This window comes from Wenyingzhuangia aestuarii, from assembly GCF_011927765.1.
GTDB lineage: Bacteria > Bacteroidota > Bacteroidia > Flavobacteriales > Flavobacteriaceae > Wenyingzhuangia > Wenyingzhuangia aestuarii.
In genome coordinates this window covers 30,863-55,107 of sequence record NZ_JAATJG010000003.1, presented here as the reverse complement: position 1 = coordinate 55,107, position 24,245 = coordinate 30,863, and the positions used below count along the sequence as shown (strand labels likewise).

Sequence of the window (24,245 nt, the reverse complement as noted above, 5' to 3'; positions counted from 1 at the left end):
GTTTATTTTTATAAACTTTTAGCATCTTCTAAAAACTTAGCCAATCCACTATCTGTTAAAGGATGTCTCATTAATCCTTCAATAGCAGGTAAAGGACCTGTCATAACATCGGCACCAATTTTAGCACAATCTACAATGTGCATTGTATGTCTTACAGATGCAGCTAAAATTTCAGTCTCAAAAGCGTAGTTATCATATACTTCTCTAATTTCACTAACTAAGTGCAAACCATCTGTAGAAATATCATCTAAACGACCAATAAAAGGAGATACATAAGTAGCACCTGCTTTGGCTGCTAATAAAGCTTGTCCTACAGAAAACACTAAGGTTACATTGGTTTTAATTCCTTTGGCAGTAAAATATCTACAGGCTTTAATCCCATCTTTAATCATAGGTAATTTTACTACAATTTGAGGGTTTAAAGCAGCTAGTGCTTCTCCTTCTTTTACCATTCCATCAAAATCTACAGAAAGAACTTCTGCACTAACATCTCCATCTACAATATCGCAAATTGCTTTGTAGTGGTTGATAATATTAGCTTCACCACTAATTCCTTCTTTAGCCATTAAAGATGGGTTTGTGGTAACTCCGTCTAAAACTCCTAGTGCTTGAGCCTCTTTAATTTGGTCAAGGTTTGCTGTATCTATAAAAAATTTCATCAGTCTATAATTTATGTGTGTAGTAAATATATAAATCCTTTTGATAGTAGGAAAGAAGATTTAACATACTTGTGTTAAAAATGTATTAAATAAAAAAGCTCCTCAATTGAGGAGCTTTTTTAGTATTGTGAATGATTATTAGTTAATCATTGCTTTTAATTCTTTTACAGTTTCAATAGGATCTTCTGCTCCAAAAACATAACTACCAGCTACTAAAACATCTGCACCAACTTCTATTAAGTTGTTAGCGTTTTTGTTGGTAACACCACCGTCAATTTCAATTTTAGTTTCGCAACCTTTAAAAGTGATTAGGTTTTTTAATTGCTGAACTTTAGAATAAGTGTTTTCAATAAAAGATTGTCCTCCAAAACCTGGATTCACACTCATAATACATACTAAGTCTAGTTCTTGAATAATATCTTCTAAAACAGCAACAGGAGTGTGTGGGTTTAAAGCCACACCTGCTTGCATACCTTCAGCTTTAATAGCCTGAATAGTACGGTGTAAATGTGTACAAGCCTCGTAGTGTACCGTTAAAATATCGGCACCAATTTCTTTAAAAGTTTTAATGTATTGATCTGGATTCACAATCATTAAATGTACATCTAAAGGTTTGGTTGCATGTTTTTTAATAGCCTGCACAACTGGCATTCCAAAAGATATGTTAGGAACAAATGTTCCGTCCATAATATCTATATGAAACCAATCTGCTTCACTACTGTTAATCATTTCTACATCACGTTGGATGTTTGCAAAGTCGGCTGCTAAAACCGATGGAGCTACTAATTTACTCATCTTTGTTTTATTGTATAGAGGTTTGACTAACCTAAGTAAGTCATTAAAATTTTACTTCTTGATGTGTGCTTTAATCTACGGATTGCTTTTTCTTTAATCTGACGAACACGTTCACGAGTTAAATCAAAAGTTTCTCCAATTTCTTCTAAAGTCATTGGTTGGTGTTCACCCAATCCAAAGTACAAACGTACTACATCTGCTTCTCTAGGAGTTAAGGTTTCTAAAGCACGTTCTATTTCTACTTTTAAAGATTCGTGTAATAAAGTTCTGTCTGGGTTTGGAGACTCTCCAGAGTTTAATACATCGTATAAGTTAGAATCTTCACCTTCAATTAATGGAGCATCCATAGATACATGACGACCGGAGTTTTTCATAGACTCTTTTACATCATTTACAGTCATGTCTAATTTCTTAGCAATTTCTTCTGCAGATGGTGGACGTTCGTTTTCTTGCTCTAAGAAAGCGTACATTTTATTGATCTTGTTGATAGATCCAATTTTGTTTAATGGCAAACGTACAATACGAGATTGTTCTGCCAAAGCTTGTAAGATAGATTGACGAATCCACCAAACAGCGTATGAGATAAATTTAAAACCACGAGTTTCATCAAAACGTTTAGCAGCTTTAATTAATCCTAAGTTTCCTTCGTTAATTAAATCGGGTAAAGTTAATCCTTGGTTTTGATATTGTTTTGCTACAGATACCACAAAACGCAAGTTTGCTTTTGTTAAACGCTCTAAGGCAGCTTGGTCTCCAGCTTTAATTCTTTGAGCTAATTCTACCTCCATATCGGCAGTAATTAAATCTACTTTTCCAATTTCTTGAAGGTATTTATCTAAAGAAGCCGTTTCACGATTGGTAACCTGCTTGGTAATTTTAAGTTGTCTCATGGATTTCTACTTGTTAAACTTTGTATGTCTTTCTAAATACGTTGGTTTTTGCTTTTTTGTTACAAAAAGAACGAATAAAAAGTAAAAATATTTCATTATACTTTTCAAGTAGTTGTTTTGTAGTGAGTTATGATTAAAATAAAAAAGCACCTCAATTGAGGTGCTTTTAAAATATATAAGAGTTAAAAACTATTCAGTTTTCTTTTCTTCTCTGGGTTTTCTATCGTCTCTACGATTGTCTCTACCTCTGTTATCACGTCCACCACGGTCGTTATTCTCTCTTGGTGGTCTTGGTTTAAAACCTTCTGGTTTTTCTAACAAGGCTTTTCTAGAAACTTTCTCTTTACGAGTTTTAGGATCCTTTCCAAAGTATTTTACTTCAAATTCGTCTCCCATATTTACTACATCAGTAACGTTTTCTGTACGTTCCCAAGCTAATTCACTTACGTGTAATAAAACTTCGTTTCCTGGTGCATCTAAATATTCTACAACAGCTCCAAAGTCTAACATCTTAATTACTTTTACCTTGTAAGATTTTCCTACTTCTGGTTTAAATAACATAGATTCAATACTAGCTAAAACTTTATCAATACCTTCTTGTCCAGTACCTAAAATTTCAACAATTCCTTCTGTAGTAACAGGGTCTTCGTTAATTACAATAGTACATCCTGTAACTTTTTGTAATTCTTGAATGTTTTTACCTCCTGGTCCAATTAAAGCACCAATGTAATCGTTAGGAATTACTCTAGTAATCATTTTAGGAGAGTGAGATTTTACATCTGCATTAGGAGTTTCAATTACTTCAGTAATTTTTCCTAAGATATGTAAACGTCCTTCTCTAGCTTGTTTTAGTGCATTCACTAAAATTTCGTAAGACAATCCTTTTACTTTAATATCCATCTGACAAGCAGTAATACCATCAGCAGTACCAGTTACTTTAAAGTCCATATCTCCTAAGTGATCTTCATCACCTAAAATATCAGACAATACAGCGTAACGGCTACCATCAGAAATTAATCCCATTGCAATACCAGAAACTGGTTTTGTAATTTGAACTCCCGCATCCATTAAAGCCATAGTACCGGCACAAACTGTTGCCATAGAAGAAGAACCGTTAGATTCTAATACTTCTGATACTACCCTTACTGTATAAGGACATTCTGCAGGAATCATTCCTTTTAATGCTCTTTGAGCTAAGTTTCCGTGTCCAACCTCTCTACGAGAAGTACCTCTTAAAGGTCTAGCTTCACCTGTACAAAAAGGAGGGAAGTTGTAGTGTAAGTAAAAACGCTCTTCTCCTTCGTTTGTTGGAGAGTCAATAATGTTAGCATCTCTAGATGTTCCTAAAGTTACTGTTGCTAACGCTTGCGTTTCACCACGAGTAAAAATAGAAGATCCGTGAGTAGAAGGTAAGTAATCTACTTCTCCCCAAATTGGTCTAATTTCAGTAGTCTTACGACCATCTAAACGTAAACCTTCTGCTAATGTTAATTCACGAACAGCTTCTTTTTGAGATTTGTTAAAATATTTGCTAACTAAGTCTCCGTATTCTGCTAATTCTTCTTCTGTAAAAGCAGCTTTTACTTCTTCTTTTACAATTGCAAAAGCATCAGTTCTTTCTACTTTAGAAGTTCCTTTAGCTGCAATAGCATAACACTTATCGTAAGTTAAAGCGTTAATTTTAGCGGCTAATTCTTCGTTTTCTTCAGCTTGGTCGTATTCACGAGTTGCTTTTTTTCCGAAAGCTTCAGCTAAACGTACTTGAGCAGCACATTGTAACTTAATAGCTTCGTGTGCAAATTTAATTGCATCAGCCATTTCTTCTTCAGAAATTTCATCCATTTCACCCTCTACCATCATTACTGAATCAGCAGAAGCTCCAATCATCATATCTAAATCAGATTCAGCTAATTGAGCTCTAGTTGGGTTAATTACAAACTCTCCGTTAATTCTACCCACACGAGCTTCAGAAATTGGAGTTTCAAAAGGGATGTCACTTAATTGAATAGCAGCAGAAGCTCCTAATCCAGCTAAAGCATCTGGCATTACTTCTGGGTCATGAGACATTAACTGAATCATTACCTGAGTTTCTGCATGATAATCTTTAGGGAATAATGGACGTAATACACGGTCAATTAAACGCATTGTTAATACTTCGTCATCACTTGGTCTAGCTTCTCTTTTAAAGAAACCTCCAGGATATTTACCAGCTGCAGCAAATTTTTCTCTGTAATCTACTGTTAAAGGTAAAAAGTCTACGTCAGATTGTTTGTAGTTAGAAACTACAGTACAAAGTAACATGGCTTTCCCCATTTGCACCACAACGCTACCATGAGCTTGTTTTGCTAATTTTCCAGTTTCGATAGATACGGTTCTCCCGTCTCCTAATTCGATAACTTCTTTAAATACCTTAGGTATCATAAATAAAATGTTTTAAATGTTGGATTAAATAAGAAAATCCAACGGTTATTGTATAACAAAAATGTTGTGTTGTTGTAGGGTTTTGTTTACAATGGAATCAGAATCTTGGTTCTGATCTCTTATTTTTTGAGATAGGATATCTCCTATCGAAGTGTCTAAAATAAAAAAAAGAGGCGATTAAGCCTCTTTTTATATCTTGAATTATTTTCTTAATCCTAATTCAGCAACTATTGCACGGTAACGTAAAATGTCTACCTTAGTTAAGTAATCTAGTAAAGATCTACGTTTACCAACTAACTTTACTAAAGAACGTTGTGTGTTGTAATCTTTTCTGTTTTTCTTTAAGTGCTCAGTTAAGTCTGCAATTCTTTTTGTGAATAATGCAATTTGACCTTCTGTAGAACCTGTGTCAGTAGCTGACTTTCCGTGTTTTGCAAAAATCTCTGCTTTTGCTTCTTTTGATAATGACATGCTAATATTTTTGTAAATGATTATTATGCAGATTACCTCTTTGGTAATCGGACGGCAAATATAAAGTTTTTATTTTAATATAGGTTGCTGAAATTAAAAAATATATAAAGCTAATAAACAGCTTGTTATAGGTGTGTTTGTGCCTTGCTAGTTTTCTGTTTCTTCTTTTTTAAGGTTAGTTTTAAGCTGATAAACCCAATTAGTCCTGCAACTAAAGAAGATATTAGAATGATAAATTTAGCTTTATTAATAATATCATCATTATCAAAAGCAAGTAGGGTAATAAAAATAGACATGGTAAAGCCAATACCTCCTAAGAATCCTACTCCAATAATAGATTTCCAATTTAAATCATTAGGGAGTTTGCAAAGTTTAAAGGATACCGCTAAAAATGTAATAGCAAAAATTCCTAATGGCTTTCCTATAATTAATCCTAGTGCAATACCAATACTATAGTTTTGCGATAGCGTTTCTCCAATATCACCACTTAATACAATAGCAGTGTTTGCTAAAGCAAATACAGGAAGGATAATAAAAGCTACAGGCTTGTGTAAAAAGTGCTGTAATTTGTAGGAAGTTGAGTTTTTGCTACCATCTCTATAAGGAATAGCAAAAGCTAATAAAACTCCTGTAATAGTTGCATGTACACCAGAGTTTAACATAAAATACCACATGGCTACACCTCCAATTAAATAAACAATCAAACTTTTTACCTTTAATTTGTTTAAAAGTAACAGCGTACCAAAAATACCAAAAGCTATTAATAGATTTGTCCAAAAAATGGTTTTGGTGTAGAAGGTGGCTATAATTAAAATAGCTCCTAAATCATCAATAACAGCCAATGCGGTTAAGAATATTTTTAAAGAGGTAGGAACTCTTTTACCTAATAAAGATAAAATTCCTAAAGCAAAAGCAATATCAGTAGCCATAGGGATTCCTGCTCCTGATTGTGTATTGGTACCCATGTTAAAATACATGTAAATTCCTGCAGGAATTAGAATTCCTCCTAAGGCTGCAAAAATGGGTAACAAAGCATCTTTAATGTTGGATAGTTCTCCGTGGTATATTTCTCTTTCTAATTCTAAACCAATCAATAAAAAGAAAATAGCCATTAATCCATCGTTAATCCAATGGACAATACTGTGTCCTGCAAATTGAATATTCCAAAAAGCATGGTAATTTGTGTTTAGACTTGAGTTGGCAATGGTTAGTGATAAAATGGTGCAAACTATTAATATGAGTCCGCTTGTTTTTTCACTATTAAAAAATTCTTTATAAAGTTTGGTTATTTTCATTGTTAATTATTCCTTGAAAGATGAATGTTTTGATTTTTCAACTGTTCGAAAATAGTAAATGAAAAAGGGGTAAACTACTTAATTTATTGATAGTTACTAAAAATAGGTATTACTACGGAGGCCTAAATGGTGTTTTTACTAAAGAATATTATTTAAAAGTGTTCTTATGTAAAATTAATCCGCTTGCAGGGGCAATTTCTTTTAAAATAATTTCATCATTCCAATGGCTTAATGTTTTCTTAAAAAAGTCTAAATCTACTTCTCCACTTCCTAATTGGAATAAAATCCCCATCATCATTCTTATTTGATAATGCATAAATCCGGGTCCTTTTACGGTGTAAATAAAACTTTCTTTAGGAAAAAAATTAGCAGTGTATAAAGTGTTCTTGGTAATTTCTGAATGAAATACCTCTCTCTCAAATACTGTGTTTTCACTAGGTTTTTTGGTGTACTTTTTAAAATTGTGTTTTCCTTCAAATAATTTAGCGGCTTGTTGCATTAATGGAATGTTTAAAACTGAGTTTTTTCCTGTGATAAGTGAAGCGCAAAATGGATGATTTCTTTCTCCGTGTGAAAACAAATAATGATATTCTTTAATTTTAGAAGCTTGTATAATATCAAAATTAAGGTCAACTTCTTCAATAGCTAAAATTCTAATGTCTTGAGGTAGGTTTTTATTTAACTCCAAAAGCATCCAATCTATATTGTAAAATGTTTTGGTAATTAAGTGGCAATAAGCTTCGTTGGCAGATACCATAGCATCTGTTCTTCCAGAGGCCAAGGTTTTAAAAGAGTTGTGCTTAAAAATAAATTGAAATGTTTTTTCTAAAATTCCTTGTACGGTTTTAACGTTGGGCTGTTTTTGCCAGCCATGAAATCGAAAACCTAGATATTGTAATTTTAGTAAGTAATAAGAGTCGTTTTCGTATTTCAAGATGCTTTTCTTTGGATTTTTTGTTTTACAATTTCTTCTACCGGCACACCTTTAATGTTAGATTCTAACCAAGACAAAATATCTAGGTATAAGAAAGAACGTTTTTCGTACGGATGATCTTCGTACACTTTTAATTCTTCGTATAATTCTTTAAAAGCTTTTCTTAATTCGTGCGGATACAAATTGCTTAAGTTTCTTAAGAATTTAATCATCTTTCTTTGCACCTCGTACAAGTTATTCATTTTTAATAAAAACTTATAGGTAGACTTAATTAGTTCCTCAATGTATTCATCATCACCAGATTCGTAGTGGGCAACTAGATTTAAAACACGTGTATAGCATAGTAAGTCTTCACGCATTTTTAAATCTTTATTTTTAATAATTTTGTTTAAGTAAAAAATACATTTTTCATAATCACCAGCACCAAAAAACATACAGGCTATTTTGTAATAAAATAACATAACATGATGTGCATCTATTTTTTTGTCCGTTTTGTCCAATTCAATCAACACACGTTTTACAAATTGTGTCCCCTCTTTAAACTCTCCTGTTAAGTAAAAAGAGTTTATTTTGTGTTGATATAAGTATAGAAAACATAGGTTTTGGGTGTTTTCTGATGAAAATATTTTTTCGTCTTGAATTTCTTTTGTTAAACCCTCTAAAGTTTCCTGATACTTATCTTTTTTCTGTAGATAAAAAAGCGATTCTAGTAAGTAATTAACAGCCTTTAAATAAAATACAGGATGCAGTTTTTTCATGTCTGGCAAATCATGAAATAACTGAACCAGTTTTTGTGAATTACGATAACATGATAAAAAATCTTGAGTAATAAATCCTTGCCATAGATTGGCTTGATACAAATACATTTTACTTGTAAAACCTAAATCAGAAAATTTGTATTTAGGAATTCTATCGGCATAGTATTGTTCTACCGTGTGGGTGTCAGTATCGTTTCTAGCGTATCCGTGTTTTAAAAACCAGCTGTATAGCTGTAAAGACAAGTTAGAAAGTTTACTAGTAATTACGTTTTTTTGGTTGATGTTTTTGGCTTCAATCGCAAGAGTATCTGCTCTATCACTCATACTACGAGTAATGTATTGCGATTCTATTACCTTTTCTAATTCAATAATTTCATAAGCCAAGTTGTATTGTTCTTTGGCAACAGCTACAGATTTGGTTTTGTCTAACAAACGTAAACTTTGTTTGTACAAACCTTTGGTATATAGTATGGTAGCAAAATCTATTTGCTCTCTAATTTGTGTAATGCTATTTTGATGAATAGGACTTAATCGTAAACTAATTAAAATTTGACGATACAAATGTGCTTTAGTGTTAGATATTTGTTGTTTTCTAATTCCTGTTTTGGCTAAGATTAATTTTTCGTCATAAGAATGAATTTTGTCTATTAAAACAAACAAAGCCATAAAGTTAGATTGCGTATTTCCTTCCAATCTACCTGCGTACAGTTTAAATTGTCTTTTTTCTGATTTACTTAAAGATTTAATCAGCGAAAATAGTGGGTCAGTCTTCTTTTCTTTTTTCATGTTTTACAATTGCCAAATTTCTATCAAAAATACAAAAATATTCAGATTTTAGCTCTTGGATGTCGTAAACTTATTTTGTGTATTGCCTTGTGTTTGTTAGGGTTTAGCTGATAAAAGTTGTTTTGGCTAAGGGAAAGGTAATTTAATAGGTGTTTTGCTCGCCTTTAGAGAAGTTTATTTTTGTTTCCTTAAAGTTAAAAAACAACAATAATGGCTAAGGATCACGTACAAATATTTGATACTACTCTTAGAGATGGAGAGCAAGTTCCCGGATGTAAACTAAACACAGAGCAAAAGTTAGTAATTGCTGAGCGTTTAGACATATTAGGGGTAGACATTATTGAAGCAGGTTTCCCCGTTTCTAGTCCTGGAGATTTTAAATCGGTAGAAGCTATTGCTAAATTGGTAAAGAACGCAACTGTTTGTGGACTAACTCGTTCGGTAGAAAACGATATTAAAGTAGCGGCAGAAGCTTTAAAACATGCAGTAAGACCAAGAATTCATACAGGAATTGGAACTTCAGACTCTCATATCAAATTCAAATTTAATTCTAACAGAGATGCAATTATCGAAAGAGCTGTTGCAGCCGTTAAGTATGCAAAAGGATTTGTAGAAGATGTAGAGTTTTATGCAGAAGATGCTGGTCGTACAGATAATGAATATTTAGCTAGAGTTTGTGAAGCGGTTATTAAAGCTGGAGCAACAGTGTTAAATATTCCTGATACAACAGGATATTGTTTGCCAGATGAATATGGTGCTAAAATTAAGTACCTAAAAGAAAATGTAAAAGGAATTGAGAAGGCAGTATTGTCTTGTCACTGTCATAACGATTTAGGTTTGGCTACAGCAAACTCAATTGCAGGAGCAATTAACGGAGCTCGTCAAATTGAATGTACCATCAACGGTATTGGAGAAAGAGCTGGAAATACTTCTTTAGAAGAAGTAGTTATGATTATGAAACAGCATCCAAACTTAAACTTAGATACTGGAGTTAATACAAAATTATTATACAGTACATCTCAAATGGTACAAGAGCATATGGGAATGTTTGTACAAGCAAACAAAGCTGTAGTAGGTTCTAACGCTTTTGCACACTCGTCTGGAATTCATCAAGATGGAGTAATTAAGAATAGAGAAACTTACGAAATTATGGATCCAGCAGATGTAGGTGTTACAGAATCTGCAATTGTATTAACGGCACGTAGTGGTAGAGCAGCATTGGCTTATAGAGCTAAAAATGTTGGATACGAATTAACCAAATTGGAATTAGATACTATTTACCCTAAGTTTTTAGAGTATGCAGATACTAAGAAAGAAGTGGTAAATGAAGATATTCATGTTTTAATGGAACAAAACAATATTAAATTAAGCTAATTTAAGTTGTTAATTATATTAAAAAGGTCTCGTTTTTGCGAGACCTTTTTTTGTGGAATTTTAAATTTATAGAATTCATTTATTCCCACTATCTTTGTTAAAAATTAGAACACTATGTTTTTATTTATTGGAGGTCCAGAAGTCTTTATTATTCTACTTATTGTAGTGATGTTTTTTGGTGCAGATAAAATTCCTGAAATAGCTAGAGGATTAGCTAAGGGGATGAGTCAGGTTAAGAATGCAACAAACGATATTAAACGTGAAATTAACAATAGTGCAACTAAATCGGGTATTGATTTAGATGTAACTAAAGATGTTAAAAAAGCAATAGATGACGTAAAGGAGAATATTGATGATATGACAGGACCTATTAGAAGAACAAAACTATGAGTTTTTTAGAAAGTCTTGTTCAGGCAGATCAACAATTATTAATATTTTATAATAATTTGGGTAGTGAGCCTTATGATGCTTTTTGGTTGTTTGTTACAAAACCAACCAATTGGATTCCGCTTTTTCTCTTTTGGCTTTTTTTATTAATAAAGAACTATACATGGAAACAAGGTTTGTTTTTGTTTTTCTTTATTTGTGCCATGGCAGGTCTGTCAGATGTTTTGGTAAATATAATTAAGTATTCTTTTGAAAGACCAAGACCTTGTTGGCAAGAAGGAGTAATGGAGCAAATAAGAATCTTAAAATGTTCGCGTAGCTTTAGTTTTGTGTCTGGACATGCAACTACTTCTATGGCAGTAACTACTTTTGTGTATTTGCTGTTTAAAGATAAATTTAAGTGGGCTGTTTTATTTTATATATACCCTTTGCTGTTTGCATATAGTAGAATTTATATGGGAAAACATTATCCTGTAGATATTTTATGCGGATACGCTTTGGGAATTATAGAAGCAATTTTATATTTAAAATTAGCTAAGTATTTAGTCTATAAATGGTTTGATAAAAACATAACGAGATAATAAAAAAGGGAAGCTAATTAGCTTCCCTTTTTTATTTGTAATTCTAGATTGCGGCTTAAAGACCAATCATAGTTTATAGATATTGTTTAGATTGTAGTCTGGGTACGTTATTTTTTAGGAAAATAATTAATCTTAGTCTCTACAGTTGCAAACTGACGGAACATTTCCATAACACCACAATAAGTGTCTACAGACAAAGTAACTGCTTTTTCTATTTTCTTTTCGTTTAAGTTATCTCCGTAAAAATTAAAGTTTACCCAAACTTTATGATAAAATTTAGGGTGTTCCTCCGTTAACTCTGCTTCTACATCAATATCAAAAGTATCCACATCAATACGCATTTTCTTAATTAAAGAAGCTACATCAATACCAGAACAACCTGCTAAGGCAGATAACATTAATGCTTTAGGACGTAAACCTTTTCCTTGTCCACCTACTTCTTCAGAACCATCAATAGGTACGTTTCCTCCGGGTCCGTTAGATTCAAAATGGACTCCTTCTTTCCATTGTAAAGATATTTTTTGTGTTGCCATGTTTCTTAAATTTAGATTTCAAAAATAAGCAAAGTAAATCAATTCACCATTTACTTAACAACTCGTATATTTACTTTATGAATCAACCTTTAGCAGAACGCATTCGACCTAAAACATTAGAAGACTATATCAGTCAGCAACACCTTGTGGGAAAAACAGGAGTGTTAACGAATCATATCAACAAAGGAATGATTCCGTCTTTAATTTTATGGGGACCTCCAGGAATTGGAAAAACTACCTTGGCAAATATTATTGCAGAAACCTCTAAACGACCTTTTTTTACCTTGAGTGCAATTAACTCGGGAGTAAAAGATGTGAGAGAAGTAATTGATAAAGCCAAACAAAGTGGCGGTTTGTTTACTACTAAGAACCCTATTTTGTTTATTGATGAAATTCATCGATTTAGTAAATCACAGCAAGACTCACTGTTAGCAGCAGTAGAAAAAGGTTGGGTTACCTTGATTGGAGCTACTACGGAAAATCCAAGTTTTGAGGTAATTCCTGCATTGTTATCTCGTTGTCAAGTTTATGTGTTAAATCCTTTTGACAAAGGAGATATGGAGGCTTTGCTAAAACGTGCCATGCAAGAAGATGAAACTATTGCTAAAAAGAAGGTGGTTTTAAAAGAAATAGATGCTTTGTTGCAAGTCTCTAGTGGTGATGCTAGAAAATTGTTAAATATTTTTGAGTTGATTGTTGCTTCGGAAGAAGAAGGAGTAGTTATTACCAACGATTTGGTACTTGAGAAAGTACAAAGAAATGTGGTTAGATATGATAAAACAGGAGAGCAACATTATGATATTGTTTCAGCATTTATAAAATCAATAAGAGGGTCAGATCCAAACGGAGCAGTCTATTGGTTGGCAAGAATGGTTGAAGGAGGAGAAGATGTAAAGTTTATTGCGCGTAGAATGTTAATTTCTGCATCCGAAGATATTGGAAATGCAAATCCTACGGCTTTAATTATGGCAACCAATACGTTTCAAGCGGTCACCACCATTGGTTATCCTGAAGCTAGAATTTTATTAAGTCAATGTGCTATTTATTTGGCAAATTCAGCTAAAAGTAATGCGAGTTATGAGGCTATTAATAAAGCTATCCAAATTGTAAAACAAACTGGAGATTTACCTGTTCCTTTGCATTTAAGAAATGCTCCAACCAAGTTGATGAAAGATTTAAATTATGGAGCAGATTATAAATACTCTCATGCCTATGAAGGGAACTTTGTAGAGCAAGAATTTATGCCAGATGAATTAAAAGGGGTGTCATTATATAATCCAGGAGTCAATGCTCGTGAAAATGAGTTTAGAAAAGTAATGAAGGATAGATGGGGTGATAAATACAAATAATGAAAAGACTCTAAATGAAGATACTCTCTGCTATAAAGAAGAATTTAAAAAACAGTTTTCTTAAAAATGTATTTACACTACTAACAGGTTCTGTTGTTAGTCAAATGCTTGTTTTTTTTTCTATACCAATTTTAACACGCTTGTTTGATGAAACTATTTTTGGAGTATATGTTCTTTTTTCATCAGCTATTTTATTATTAAAAACAATAGCTTCTTTAAATTATGAATTCGCAATTCTATTACCTAAAAGAGATAAAGATGCTATTAACGTGTTGTTTTTTAATTTTATAATTATTTCTCTCTTTTCTGTAGTCCTATTTACGCTCGTTTTTTTCTTTAAAGCTCAAATTTTATATCATTTAAACATACAGAAAATAGGGAGTTTTATTTACGTTTTACCGTTGAGTGTTTTTTTTATTGCTTCGGTTACTGCTTTAGAGTATTGGAATAATAGAATGGATGCTTTTAAAAATATTTCTACAGGAGCTATCAGTAAATCTTCAACAATGTGTGTTGGGCAAATAACAACAGGGTTTAGTAGTTTTAGTGCCTTGGGGCTAATACCTGGTTTGTTATTAGGTCAGTTTATGAATTTTATTGTTTTGTTAAAATTATCATTTAAAAATATTTATAAATACAAGCATCACATTTCTATAAATAGAATGTATCTTTTGGTCAAAAAATACAAAGACATTCCTTTGTTTAATACATTGCTTCATTTTACAGATGTATTGTCAAGCGAATTACCCGTTTTGCTAATTACCAAATATTACGGTTTGTCTTATGCAGGTTTATATGGATTATCTCAAAAATTAACAAAAACACCTTCTGGAATTGTAGGAGGTTCTGTAAATCAAGTTTTTTTTAATACTGCTAGTAAATTGTATAATAAAGGACAGGGTTTGTATGACTTTGTTTTAAAAACATACAAGCATTTAATATGGATTTCGGTGTTAATTTTCCTTGCCTTATTTGCTAGTTCTTATTTCTTAAATATTCTTTTTGGAGAAGATTGGAATGAAACAGGGCTTTATGTAAGAATTTTAATCCCTTGGTTGCTTTTGGCTTTTGTAAATTCACCAATAAGTTCTATTGTCTCTATTTTAAATAAGCAAAAGAGTTTTGTTGTTTATGAAGTAGTGCTTTTAATATTTCGTTTTTTAGCAATTTACTTTGGGTATATGCTGTTTCAGAATATTATTGTTTCTTTAGTTTTATTGTCTGCTGTGGGCTTTATATATAATATTTTTTGCACAGTGTATTTTTTAAAAATTTCTAAATTATCTCATCGTTAAAAAGTATTGAATATGAATAATGTTTTTTTGAAAAAAAACAATGGTTTTTCTTGGTATACTGAAGAAAGAATTTCTGTGAAAGGATATTTTTTTGATTCCGAAGGGAACTATTACGAAAAAGATAACTTAGTTTCTTTTTTTAAAAAAATAAGAAATATAGATGAGTTTTTATTTAAAATAAAAAACATAAATGGTTGTTTTACAGTTCTTGTTAAAGTAGCTGAGGAGTTGTTTATAGCATCAGATACATCCAGATTGTTTCCGGTTTTTTATACCTATAAAAACGGAAGTGTTTTTGTTAGTGATGATATTTTGTTTTTAAAAGAATACTGTAGTTTAAAGAACTATGATAATAATGCGATTGTTTCTTTTTTAGCTTCTGAACATACTACTTGGGATACAACATTAATTAAAAATATATATCAAAATCAATCTAATGAATATTTGGTCTTTTCAGGAGGTACTTTGGTTAAACAAGCTTACTTTTTTTCTTATGCCTTTAACAAGGCTACAGAATCCCCGTACAGTGTTTTAAAAACAAAAGCAACACATGTGTTTGAGGAGGCTTTTGGTAGGTTAATACAGTCTATAAAGGGAAAGCAGGTAGTGTTGCCGTTAAGTGGTGGTTTTGATTCTAGATTAATTGCTGTAATGTTAAAAAAATACAATCATGAGAATGTGATTTGTTATACATACGGTAAGAAAAACAATGTAGAGGTTGATAATTCAAGAAAAACAGCAGAAGCTTTGGGGTATAAGTGGTTTTTTATTGAATATTCTAAAGATTTTATGGAGGGTTTTTTAGAGACAAAGTGTTTTAAAGAATATGTAACCTATTCGGGAAATTATAGTTCTATGCCTTTTTTACAAGAGTATTTTGCTGTAAAACATATTAAAGAGAATCACTTAGTAAATCAAGATGCTATTTTTATACCTGGGCATTGTGGAGATTTTTTAGGAGGTAGTCAGTTTTTAAGTGTTTTTCCGGAATCTTTAAATAATGAAACTATGGAGAGTTTTATTTTTAATAGAAGGTATAGACATCACCAAACAAGTGTATCTTTTAAAGAGCAAACATTACCAGTAATTAGAGAGAAATTAATGTTGTTTAATTCTGATTATCTTAATAAAGAACCACATGCTGTTTTTGAAGACTATGATTTAAAAGAGTTTTTTACAAAGTTTATTATAAACTCAACAAACGTTTATAGTTACTTTGGTTACGAACACAGACTCCCGTATTGGGATTTAGAACTACTTTCTTTTTTTAGAGATATTCCTTTTAAATATAAAAAAGGTAAAATGTTGTATGATGATGTTTTAAAGCATTCTTATTTTGATGCATATGGAGTTAATTTTAATGAAGAACTTCAGCCAACAGTTCTTAAAATTCAATTACAAAACATTAAAAATAAAGTTAAAAAAAGAGTGCCTTATTTTATGTACAAGAACAAACTTGTTAAAAATGATGTTCTAAATTATGAAGAGGTAGCGGCACAAATGAAAAAATCTATGCTTAAAAATGGCATAAAACCAAAGACGAAAATTAAAGAGTATAACGAAATTATTGTGCAGTGGTACTGTCTGTTTTGTCAGGGTTTAATTAAGTGATTTTTTTAGAATATAAAAAATATTGCTCTAGTTCACTTCCAAAGCTTTTGTAAAACTGTGCAACACCCGGAATCATAGAGCCTTCAAAATCTAAAATCATATTTGTGTTTTGATGATATTGTATAATGTAATCAATTAAAATAGTAGGTAAATTTCTTTTTTTTCCCTTTTTAGTAGCCATGGGAACTAAGTTTGTTATTCTGTTTTTATGGAGGGTAATAAAAACGGTAGCTTCTGTTTTTTTATCAATTTTTACAGAAATAATTTGTCCTTTATTTAAGTCTATTAATTTTTTAATAAGTTTAAAGAGTTTGTTTTTTTCTTTTTGTTGAATAGAAAAGTTATGATCTATTTGATTAAAAAAGCTAGTAAAGTTATCTAGTGAGTCGTTAAAAATAGTAACATTATTTGTAGTATTTATTTTAGATAGAATACGTTTTCTGTTTTTATTATAACCCGTTTTTAAGAAAGAATAATCTCTGTTAAGTGCTAGTATGTAATTGTTTTTAATTTGTGTTTCTATTATACATTCACTATTAAACTGAATAGTTGTTTTTAAAAACTTTCTAGGAATTGCCTTGATAAAATTTTGAACTAAATTAGGAGTGATTTTATGTAAAGAAAACACACCTAGTTGTTGGGTCCAGCAAGGAGGATAAATGTATTTAATAAAATACTTACTTTTCCATGGTAAAGGCATTACAGCTTCATAATCGTTTAAAATTAATGCATCCCAATGGTTTGCAACAATGTCTAAATAACAACTTAAAGCATAAATTCTTGAGTTGCTTGCGTTTTGAATACAAGCATCATATTTATCAATATCAATATTTTTTCTTTGAACGTACTGAATCATGATTCTTTTACGCAATTTAAAACATCTTCATAAAAATCTTCCCAGTATTTCCAATCACCAAAATTAGAAAGACAATCGTTATGAAACACAGAAACTAGCGTTCCGTTTACTTGCTTTACCATGTTGGTAATATGATTAACCTTCATTAAAGCCTGTTTGGGGCTTAGTTGTAAATCAAAACGTAAAGTGTTGTCCATAAAAGCATAAGGATATACTTTTAGAGGTGTTTGAATTTCAAAATCTAAATCGTAAAAATAAAAAGGAGTGCAGGTACTTGCTCTAAATCCTAAGTGCTTTAAATAGCCCATAGAATAATCTTCTGAAATATCTAAATCGATAAGTTTTTGATAAGTTTCGGGCAGTTTATTTCTTCCAAAATGTTGTCTAGATATTTTAGTAGGAGTGTTAATGATATGAGATAAACGGTTGGCTTCTTTTTTTAGTTTATCTTCGTTATCCATTGTAAAATAAGAACTTAATAATCCTACTTTGGCATAGTCTGCAATAGATTTTATAAGTAAGTGATATTTTCTTTTGGTAAAAGCTACATTGTTGTCATAAGTAGTGTAGTTGGCAATTAAGAAAAAGAAAATAGTTTTAATATTGTGCTTTTTCTGTAGCGTTATAATTTTATCAAAAGTGTTGTAAGGATCTTCTTTAATTCTTAAAAATACAGCAATACGCATCCATACTTCAAAAAGTTTTAAGGTAAAAAAATCATAAAACCCACCTACAAGATTTCTAATCACTCCTTTGCATCTGTATAAAAATGTTTGATTAATGCTAAAGGTAGAAAGGTATTTGTATTTGTTAGGTTGGTGTTTAAATTCTGGATATTTTTCTTTTAGTGCTTTTAATAATTTATAAGCCCAAACATTAATAATAGGTTTGTCTAAAAAATTGTTTTTGTAAGCAATACTTTCTTCAGCCGGATAACAATCATTTTCGTCTAATACACAAGGTAAATACTCTTCGTATCTACTAAGTAAGTAAAAACTAGCAGCAAAAATATCAAATGGAATCACAGATTTTTTTCCCTTGCTAAAAAAACACGGAGTACTGTCCCATTGAGACATGGTAATTTCTATATCGTTAATTCCTTGTTCAAAAAGTAAGGTATGGCTTTGGATAAAAAATTCGTTACCAAGTGGAGCTTTTGCATACGTCATTTTAAGACCATCATGTGCTACAAACTCTTCTATAGTAGAGGTAAACTTTATGGGGATGTTTAAAATACGAACAAAAATATGTTTAAAAACATAACTTACCCTAGGTGTTATTTTTTGTGTGTATATTAATAATTCTTCCTCCATAGTTTTTAAATAATTCCCTCGTCTGCAAAGCTAAAATAAGCTTTTTGGGTGACTATTAAATGATCCAATACTTTAATGTCTAGCGTAGCTCCTGCATTTTTAATTTTTTGAGTAATTTGTTTGTCGGCATTGCTAGGTTGTAATTTTCCAGAGGGATGATTGTGACCTAAAATAATAGCTGTAGATAAAAGTTCTAAACTTTTCTTAAAAACAATTCGCACATCTACCAAAGTACCTGTTAAGCCTCCTTTGCTAATTAGTTGTTTGTCAATAACCTTGTTGCTGTTGTTTAAATGTAGAATCCAAAATTCTTCATGAGGTAAATCACCTAAAATAGGCTGAAAAATTTCAAAAGCATCTTTGCTACAGGTAATTTTAGGAATGGTTAAAGCTGCAGATAAACGTTGTCTTTTACCTAGAGCCAATGCTGTGGTTATACTAATGGCTTTGGCTTCTCCAATTCCCTTAAATTTCATCAACTCGTTTAAATTGGCCTTTGCTAGTTCGTTTAAATTGTTGTTAAAATAATTTAGCATTCTTTTAGAAAGTTCTACGGCAGATTCTTTTCGGTTTCCAGATCCAATTAAAATAGCTAAAAGTTCTGAGTCTGAAAGGGAATCTACTCCTTTAAGAGCCAGTTTTTCTCTAGGTCTATCTTCTTCTTTCCACTCTTTAATGGTTAATGGTTTGATATCTTGTTTCATAGCATTTTAATAGTGACAGATACTAATTAAATGTAATATATTTGTAGCAAATATTCAGGTATGAAGATTATTATTGCAGGGGCTGGTGAAATTGGGTATCATTTAGCAAAGTTGTTGTCTATGGAGGCACAAGACATTTATGTGATTGACCAAAACACCCAGAGACTTAACCATTTAAATGCACATTTAGATGTGTATACTAAAAAAGGAGATGCTGCTTCTATTCAGGTTTTAAAAGAAGTTGGAATTGCTGATGCTGATTTGTTGGTTGCTGTAACCGAGTCTCAAAACACCAATTTAACCATTGCTGGAATAGGTAAAAAACTGGGGGTTAAAAAAACAATAGCCCGTATTTCTAATACAGAATACATTAAAACCAAAGAAATTAACTTTTCTGATGTAGGAATTGATTATATGATTTCTCCAGAAGAATTAGCGGCTAACGAAATAGAAATCTTAGTAAATGAAACCGCTTTTAATGATAAGTTTGATTTTGAAAAAGGGGAATTAAGTGTTTTAGGAGCAAAATTATCCGAAGATTCACCCATTGTAGGAAAAACAGTACAAGAAATTAATACAAAATACAGTTTTGATTTTATTGTCATAGCGATTAAAAGAGATACTTCTAACGAAATTGTAATTCCAAGAGGTAATTCTGTTTTTGAACTAAATGATCAGGTTTATTTTTCTGTACCAAGAGAAAGTTTAAGTAAAGTACATATACTGGTAGATAAAGAAAAAGTAGGAATTAAAGATGTAATGATTCTTGGTGGGGGTAGAATTGGTCAAAAAATAGCCAGAAGACTTTGTGGTAAAAGTTTAAGGGTAAAAATGATTGAACAAAACCGAGATAAGTGCTTTGATTTGTCTGATGAATTAAAAAATACTTTAGTGATTCATGGAGATGGAAGAGATATTGAATTGTTAGAAGAAGAATCTTTAAGTAATATGGATGCTTTTATAGCGGTGTCTGGTAATTCAGAAACCAATATTATGACCAGTTTGGTGGCAAAATCTAAGGGAGTTAGAAAAACCATTGCCTTGGTAGAAAACATGAATTACATGGATATTTCTCAATCCATAGGAATAGATACTTTAATCAATAAAAAAATATTAGCAGCAAGTGCTATTTTTAGACACGTTCGTAAAGGTCGTGTATTGGCATTGGCTAATTTACATAATGTAGAAGCTGAGGTGTTAGAGTTTTTTGTAAGAAGAAACACCAAAATCACCGAAGCAAAAATAAAAGACTTAGACCTACCCGAAAAAGCTGTTTTGGGAGGTGTGGTTAGAAAAGGAAATGCTTTAATGACGTATGGTGATTTTACCATTTTACCTGGAGATAGAGCTATTGTTTTTTGCTTGCCAGATGCAATTTCGCAAGTAGAAAAGTTTTTTAACAACTAGTAAATGAAAGGATTAAATTTAAAAATTATAGCAAGTTTCTTAGGGCATACTTCCATGATGAATGGAGTTTTTATGCTGCTGTCAGAACCCTTTAGTTGGTATTATCACGAAACTGCTAGTACAGGAATTTTATCAGCAGGTTTTTTAACCATTGCTATAGGTTTTTTGTTGTGGTTTTTTAATAGAAATGCTAGAAAAGAAATTCAGAAAAGAGATGGTTATTTAATCGTAACCTTAGGTTGGTTAATGCTAACGTTAACGGGAAGTCTGCCGTATTTAATGACGGGAACAATTACTTCTTTTCCTGATGCCATTTTTGAAACTATATCCGGATATTCTACCACAGGAGCTTCTATTTTAACAGATATAGAAAGTGTTCCTAAAGGAGTGTTGTTTTGGAGAAGTGCAACCCATTGGATTGGTGGAATGGGAATTATTGTACTTACCGTAGCTATTTTACCTTTGTTGGGAATTGGAGGAATGCAGCTATTTGTGGCCGAAGCACCAGGACCTTCTACAGATAAATTACATCCTAGAATTACGCAAACAGCAAAACGTTTATGGTTAATCTATTTTAGTTTTACAATTATTGAATTTTTGTTGTTAAAAATAGCTGGAATGACTTGGTTTGATGCTATTAATCATGCCATGGCAACATTAAGCACAGGAGGGTTTTCTACTAAAAATGCAAGTTTGGCTTATTGGAATGACAATCCTTTGGTTCAGTATATCATCATTGGTTTTATGTTTGTTGCGGGAGCAAACTTTGTACTAAGTTACTTTGCTTTAAAAGGCAAGCCTTCTAAAATTTATAAAGATGATGAATTTCGATATTACTTTATTTTAACGGTAGTAGTAACCATTGCAATTACTATTTTAATTGTTTGGTTTCAAGATCCAATGTTGCATACTACGGTTAATCATCCAATGCCTTATGGGGCATTAGAAAGTGGTTTTAGACATGCAGCTTTTCAGGTGGTTAGTGTGTTAACAACTACAGGATTTGTTTCGGCAGATTTTACCATGTGGAACTATTTAGCTACAGCTTTAATGTTCTCTTTATTTTTTATTGGAGGTTCAGCAGGGTCTACAAGTGGAGGGGTTAAAGTGGTTCGTCATGTAATTATGATTAAAAATTCTTTGTTAGAATTAAAAAAACAATTGCATCCAAAAGCAATTATATCGGTACGTTATAATGGGAGTAGAGTTTCTAGGGTAATTATCTTTAATATTCTATCGTTCTTTGTTATTTATATGTTGATTTTTATTTTAAGTACCATAATATTAACCTTTTTAGATTTAGATTTTCTTTCTGCATTTGGAGCTGCAGCCTCCTGTTTAGGGAATATTGGACCTGCATTAGGAACATTAAGCCCGGTAGATAATTTTGCACATTTAACAGACTCCGCTAAGTTGTTTTGTTCTTTCTTAATGTTAATAGGTAGGCTTGAATTGTTTACTGTATTAATTGTGTTAACTCCGTATTTTTGGAAAAGTAATTAAGAGGTATGAGTAGTAAAAAAAGATATTATTACCAGGTAACGTTATTCTTTTTTACTGTTGGAATGTCTGTGTTTTCTTTTGTAAATACAATAAAAGGAGGAGAGGGAATTTATGTTTTTTTTTATTGGAAATTATACACAAAACCCTCAGGCTGGGAATATAGTGCTAAGGATTATAGATTGTACGGTGTAACCAAAGAATTTGATACCATTAGAGTTGATAACAAAGGATATTCTTTGTTTGATAAGGATGATTATTTTTATTTTATCAACGAAGAATCACAAGGTATTTTAGCAAGTAAAAACCCTAAGGTATATTATGCAGACAGAATTAGAGCCTTTGCAACAGCTATAGGTGTGAGTTATCCAGAATATTTAATTGTTGAGGAAGAGTTTAATCCTATAGATGTTTACAAAAATCCTCTTAGTTACAAAACAAAAGTTATTTTTTCAACTAAATAATGATGGAGAATAAGGATCTAATTTGGGTTTATAATTACAAGAAGGCATACTCATTATTAATGGTGTTTACCGTTCTGTGGATTTTCTTTGTAGTGTATGATTATACCATCATAAGTCAAAGGCCAAGTATTCTTTATCAGCCTATTTGGATGTTTCAAAAAATATTTATGCCTCATCCTGTTTCTAATGTATTATTTTATGTAGTGGCAGTCTCCTCTTTAGCTTTGTCCATTTATAATATTTATAAAAAAAATATAATAAGTTCTTTGCTGTTGTTTTTAGGAGTATTGTGGCTTAATGCAATAAAATGGAATTATGGATGTACCTCAGCAGTAGGTCATACTTTTGTGTTGGCTCATTTATTTTCTATTATAGTACCTAGTTTTAGTTTTTTGTCTAAAAAACTAAATATATATGATTCTTATAGTGTTAAAGTTTCCTTAATAGGGGTTTTAGTAACCTACAGTATGGCTGGTTTTTGGAAGTTTCTTTCTTTAGCAAAAACAATTTATACTAAAAATTTTGATCAGGTAAGCTGGTTACATTCAGATGCTGTAGAGCTAAATGCCATTGTGGGGAGAAGAAGTTTAGATAATACAGTTTCTGAATTTATGTTTAATGCTTATCAAATACCATATTTTTGGGAAGTAGCTACGGTACTTGTGTTTGCCGTTCAGTTAACGGCTGTTTTGGCTGTGTTTAGTAGAGTATACGCTAGTTTTGTATTACTTATTCTAGTCTGTTTTCATTTGTTTAATACATTTTTTAATGATGTAGTTTTTAATGTAGCTCCCGCTGTATTACTTATTTTATTATTTCCATACCATACTTTTTTTAAGAAAGATTACCTTGCTTTTAAAGATAACCTAGTTCGTTAAAATTAGTATCATAGTTTTTGTAACTTAACAAAAACTATAAATATGAATCACAATTTTACCTGCCCTTATTGTTGGGAAAATGTAGATGTGCAATTAGAGTTTTCTGTAAGTGAAACTTATATTCAAGACTGTGAGGTTTGTTGTAATCCTATAGAAATACAAACTGAGTGGAGTAGAGATGTGTTAACTTATTTTAATGTAAATCCTATTGGTCAATAATAGTAGAGCTATATAATCAATCAAAATAAAAATGAAAACAATACTACATAAAGCTGGGTCTAGAGGTTATGCCAATCATGGCTGGTTAGAAAGTCACCATACATTTAGTTTTGCAGGTTATCAAAATCCGGAACGAATGAATTTTGGTGTATTACGTGTTTTAAATGATGATAAAGTAATTGGAGGAAAAGGTTTTGGTACACATCCGCACAATAACATGGAAATTATATCTATCCCTTTGTTGGGGGATTTAGAGCATAAAGATTCTATGGGAACTCATGGAGTTATTAAAGAAGGCGATATTCAGGTAATGAGTGCGGGAACTGGTGTGTATCATAGCGAGTATAATAAGAACCAAGATCAAAAAGTTGAGTTTTTACAAATTTGGTTGTTTCCAAATAAGCAAAATGTATTGCCAAGATACGATCAACAGTCTATTAAAGGTTTAGAAAAACAAAATGAGTTTTATCAAATATTATCTCCTAACCAAAATGATGATGGAGTTTGGGTTCATCAGGATGCCTATTTTAATATGGGTAAATTTGAAGGAGGTATAGAAGCTGTTTATCAGTTAAATAATAAATCCAATGGTTTGTATGTTTTTGTTCTTTATGGAGAGCTATATGTTGAAGGTCAAGAATTAATAAGTAGAGATGGAATGGGGATTATAGAAAAGGAAGAAGTTTGCTTTAAGTTTAAAACCAATACATATGTTTTGTTAATGGAAGTTCCAATGCTAGTATAAAAAAACGCTACTTAAATTTA

The 24,245-nt window shown here is 31.4% G+C and carries 24 protein-coding genes; 12 read left to right on the top strand and 12 right to left on the bottom strand.

The features are described 5' to 3' along the window. Nucleotides 1–8: 8 nt before the first annotated feature. The 8 genes from fsa to GGR97_RS03680 all read right to left on the bottom strand — a co-directional run bounded on the left by fsa (nt 9) and on the right by GGR97_RS03680 (nt 9,009). Entirely contained in the window at nt 9–659 is a 651-nt protein-coding gene (gene fsa, locus GGR97_RS03715; RefSeq protein ID WP_167897091.1) for a fructose-6-phosphate aldolase, read from the bottom strand. A 138-nt stretch (nt 660–797) separates the two neighbouring features. After that, the gene (gene rpe, locus GGR97_RS03710; RefSeq protein WP_167897090.1) at nt 798–1,454 is read right to left on the bottom strand and encodes a ribulose-phosphate 3-epimerase; all 657 of its coding nucleotides are present in this window, start codon (nt 1,452–1,454) and stop codon (nt 798–800) included. A 26-nt stretch (nt 1,455–1,480) separates the two neighbouring features. Next, nucleotides 1,481–2,344: a sigma-70 family RNA polymerase sigma factor gene (locus GGR97_RS03705; RefSeq protein WP_068827853.1), complete on the bottom strand. Its 864-nt coding sequence runs from the start codon at nt 2,342–2,344 to the stop codon at nt 1,481–1,483. A gap of 189 nt (nt 2,345–2,533) precedes the next feature. After that, nucleotides 2,534–4,765 carry a polyribonucleotide nucleotidyltransferase gene (locus GGR97_RS03700; protein WP_167897089.1) on the bottom strand — a complete coding sequence of 744 codons (2,232 nt, stop codon included), beginning with the start codon at nt 4,763–4,765 and terminating at the stop codon, nt 2,534–2,536. Nucleotides 4,766–4,966: 201 nt separating this feature from the next. Next, nucleotides 4,967–5,236, bottom strand: a complete 270-nt coding sequence (gene rpsO / locus GGR97_RS03695) for a 30S ribosomal protein S15 (protein ID WP_167897088.1) — start codon at nt 5,234–5,236, stop codon at nt 4,967–4,969. 125 nt (nt 5,237–5,361) lie between these two features. Then, nucleotides 5,362–6,531 carry a Na+/H+ antiporter NhaA gene (gene nhaA / locus GGR97_RS03690; RefSeq protein ID WP_167897087.1) on the bottom strand — a complete coding sequence of 390 codons (1,170 nt, stop codon included), beginning with the start codon at nt 6,529–6,531 and terminating at the stop codon, nt 5,362–5,364. 148 nt (nt 6,532–6,679) lie between these two features. Beyond that, a complete protein-coding gene (gene truA / locus GGR97_RS03685) occupies nt 6,680–7,465 on the bottom strand; it encodes a tRNA pseudouridine(38-40) synthase TruA (RefSeq protein WP_167897086.1) in 786 nt (261 codons plus the stop codon). Beyond that, entirely contained in the window at nt 7,462–9,009 is a 1,548-nt protein-coding gene (locus tag GGR97_RS03680) for a hypothetical protein (protein ID WP_167897085.1), read from the bottom strand. The genes truA and GGR97_RS03680 overlap by 4 nt, the downstream gene beginning before the upstream one ends. Before the next feature lie 210 nt (nt 9,010–9,219). On the opposite strand from GGR97_RS03680, the gene GGR97_RS03675 reads away from it, so the two are divergent. The 3 genes from GGR97_RS03675 to GGR97_RS03665 all read left to right on the top strand — a co-directional run bounded on the left by GGR97_RS03675 (nt 9,220) and on the right by GGR97_RS03665 (nt 11,351). Beyond that, nucleotides 9,220–10,383, top strand: coding sequence for a 2-isopropylmalate synthase (locus tag GGR97_RS03675; protein ID WP_167897084.1), 1,164 nt, complete (start codon nt 9,220–9,222; stop codon nt 10,381–10,383). A gap of 114 nt (nt 10,384–10,497) precedes the next feature. Beyond that, complete coding sequence (locus tag GGR97_RS03670; RefSeq protein ID WP_167897083.1) at nt 10,498–10,773, top strand: Sec-independent protein translocase subunit TatA/TatB; 276 nt, start codon at nt 10,498–10,500, stop codon at nt 10,771–10,773. Then, on the top strand, nt 10,770–11,351 hold the full coding sequence (locus GGR97_RS03665; RefSeq protein ID WP_167897082.1) for a phosphatase PAP2 family protein: 582 nt from the start codon (nt 10,770–10,772) through the stop codon (nt 11,349–11,351). The genes GGR97_RS03670 and GGR97_RS03665 overlap by 4 nt, the downstream gene beginning before the upstream one ends. A 107-nt stretch (nt 11,352–11,458) precedes the next feature. Here the strand turns inward: GGR97_RS03665 and GGR97_RS03660 are convergent, their stop codons facing one another. Beyond that, a complete protein-coding gene (locus tag GGR97_RS03660) occupies nt 11,459–11,884 on the bottom strand; it encodes an OsmC family protein (RefSeq protein ID WP_167897081.1) in 426 nt (141 codons plus the stop codon). Nucleotides 11,885–11,961: 77 nt separating this feature from the next. Here GGR97_RS03660 and GGR97_RS03655 point away from each other — a divergent pair, with 77 nt between their 5' ends. The 3 genes from GGR97_RS03655 to GGR97_RS03645 are packed head-to-tail and all read left to right on the top strand — an operon-like array spanning nt 11,962 to nt 16,139. After that, the gene (locus GGR97_RS03655; protein WP_167897080.1) at nt 11,962–13,233 is read left to right on the top strand and encodes a replication-associated recombination protein A; all 1,272 of its coding nucleotides are present in this window, start codon (nt 11,962–11,964) and stop codon (nt 13,231–13,233) included. Nucleotides 13,234–13,247: 14 nt separating this feature from the next. Then, nucleotides 13,248–14,528 carry a lipopolysaccharide biosynthesis protein gene (locus GGR97_RS03650; protein WP_167897079.1) on the top strand — a complete coding sequence of 427 codons (1,281 nt, stop codon included), beginning with the start codon at nt 13,248–13,250 and terminating at the stop codon, nt 14,526–14,528. Between the two features lie 12 nt (nt 14,529–14,540). Further along, nucleotides 14,541–16,139, top strand: coding sequence for an asparagine synthase C-terminal domain-containing protein (locus tag GGR97_RS03645; RefSeq protein ID WP_167897078.1), 1,599 nt, complete (start codon nt 14,541–14,543; stop codon nt 16,137–16,139). Here the strand turns inward: GGR97_RS03645 and GGR97_RS03640 are convergent. From GGR97_RS03640 to radC, 3 genes are read right to left on the bottom strand one after another with little or no spacing between them, the layout of a single operon-like run. Beyond that, entirely contained in the window at nt 16,132–16,995 is an 864-nt protein-coding gene (locus tag GGR97_RS03640; protein ID WP_167897077.1) for a hypothetical protein, read from the bottom strand. The genes GGR97_RS03645 and GGR97_RS03640 overlap by 8 nt on opposite strands. Then, nucleotides 16,992–18,308 carry a polysaccharide deacetylase family protein gene (locus tag GGR97_RS03635; protein WP_167897076.1) on the bottom strand — a complete coding sequence of 439 codons (1,317 nt, stop codon included), beginning with the start codon at nt 18,306–18,308 and terminating at the stop codon, nt 16,992–16,994. Before GGR97_RS03635 ends, GGR97_RS03640 begins: the two co-directional genes overlap by 4 nt. 5 nt (nt 18,309–18,313) lie before the next feature. Next, a complete protein-coding gene (gene radC / locus GGR97_RS03630; RefSeq protein ID WP_209272314.1) occupies nt 18,314–19,012 on the bottom strand; it encodes a RadC family protein in 699 nt (232 codons plus the stop codon). A 60-nt stretch (nt 19,013–19,072) separates the two neighbouring features. Between radC and trkA the strand changes: the two genes are divergently transcribed. From trkA to GGR97_RS03600, 6 genes are read left to right on the top strand one after another with little or no spacing between them, the layout of a single operon-like run. Beyond that, nucleotides 19,073–20,419, top strand: coding sequence for a Trk system potassium transporter TrkA (trkA, locus tag GGR97_RS03625; RefSeq protein ID WP_167897075.1), 1,347 nt, complete (start codon nt 19,073–19,075; stop codon nt 20,417–20,419). Nucleotides 20,420–20,422: 3 nt separating this feature from the next. Further along, complete coding sequence (locus GGR97_RS03620; protein WP_167897074.1) at nt 20,423–21,922, top strand: TrkH family potassium uptake protein; 1,500 nt, start codon at nt 20,423–20,425, stop codon at nt 21,920–21,922. Between the two features lie 5 nt (nt 21,923–21,927). Then, nucleotides 21,928–22,383: a hypothetical protein gene (locus GGR97_RS03615; RefSeq protein ID WP_167897073.1), complete on the top strand. Its 456-nt coding sequence runs from the start codon at nt 21,928–21,930 to the stop codon at nt 22,381–22,383. Between the two features lie 2 nt (nt 22,384–22,385). Further along, nucleotides 22,386–23,261: a hypothetical protein gene (locus tag GGR97_RS03610; protein WP_167897072.1), complete on the top strand. Its 876-nt coding sequence runs from the start codon at nt 22,386–22,388 to the stop codon at nt 23,259–23,261. A gap of 42 nt (nt 23,262–23,303) precedes the next feature. Then, a complete protein-coding gene (locus GGR97_RS03605) occupies nt 23,304–23,480 on the top strand; it encodes a CPXCG motif-containing cysteine-rich protein (RefSeq protein WP_167897071.1) in 177 nt (58 codons plus the stop codon). Between the two features lie 31 nt (nt 23,481–23,511). Continuing rightward, nucleotides 23,512–24,225: a pirin family protein gene (locus GGR97_RS03600; RefSeq protein ID WP_167897070.1), complete on the top strand. Its 714-nt coding sequence runs from the start codon at nt 23,512–23,514 to the stop codon at nt 24,223–24,225. The last annotated feature ends 20 nt before the right edge of the window (nt 24,226–24,245 follow it).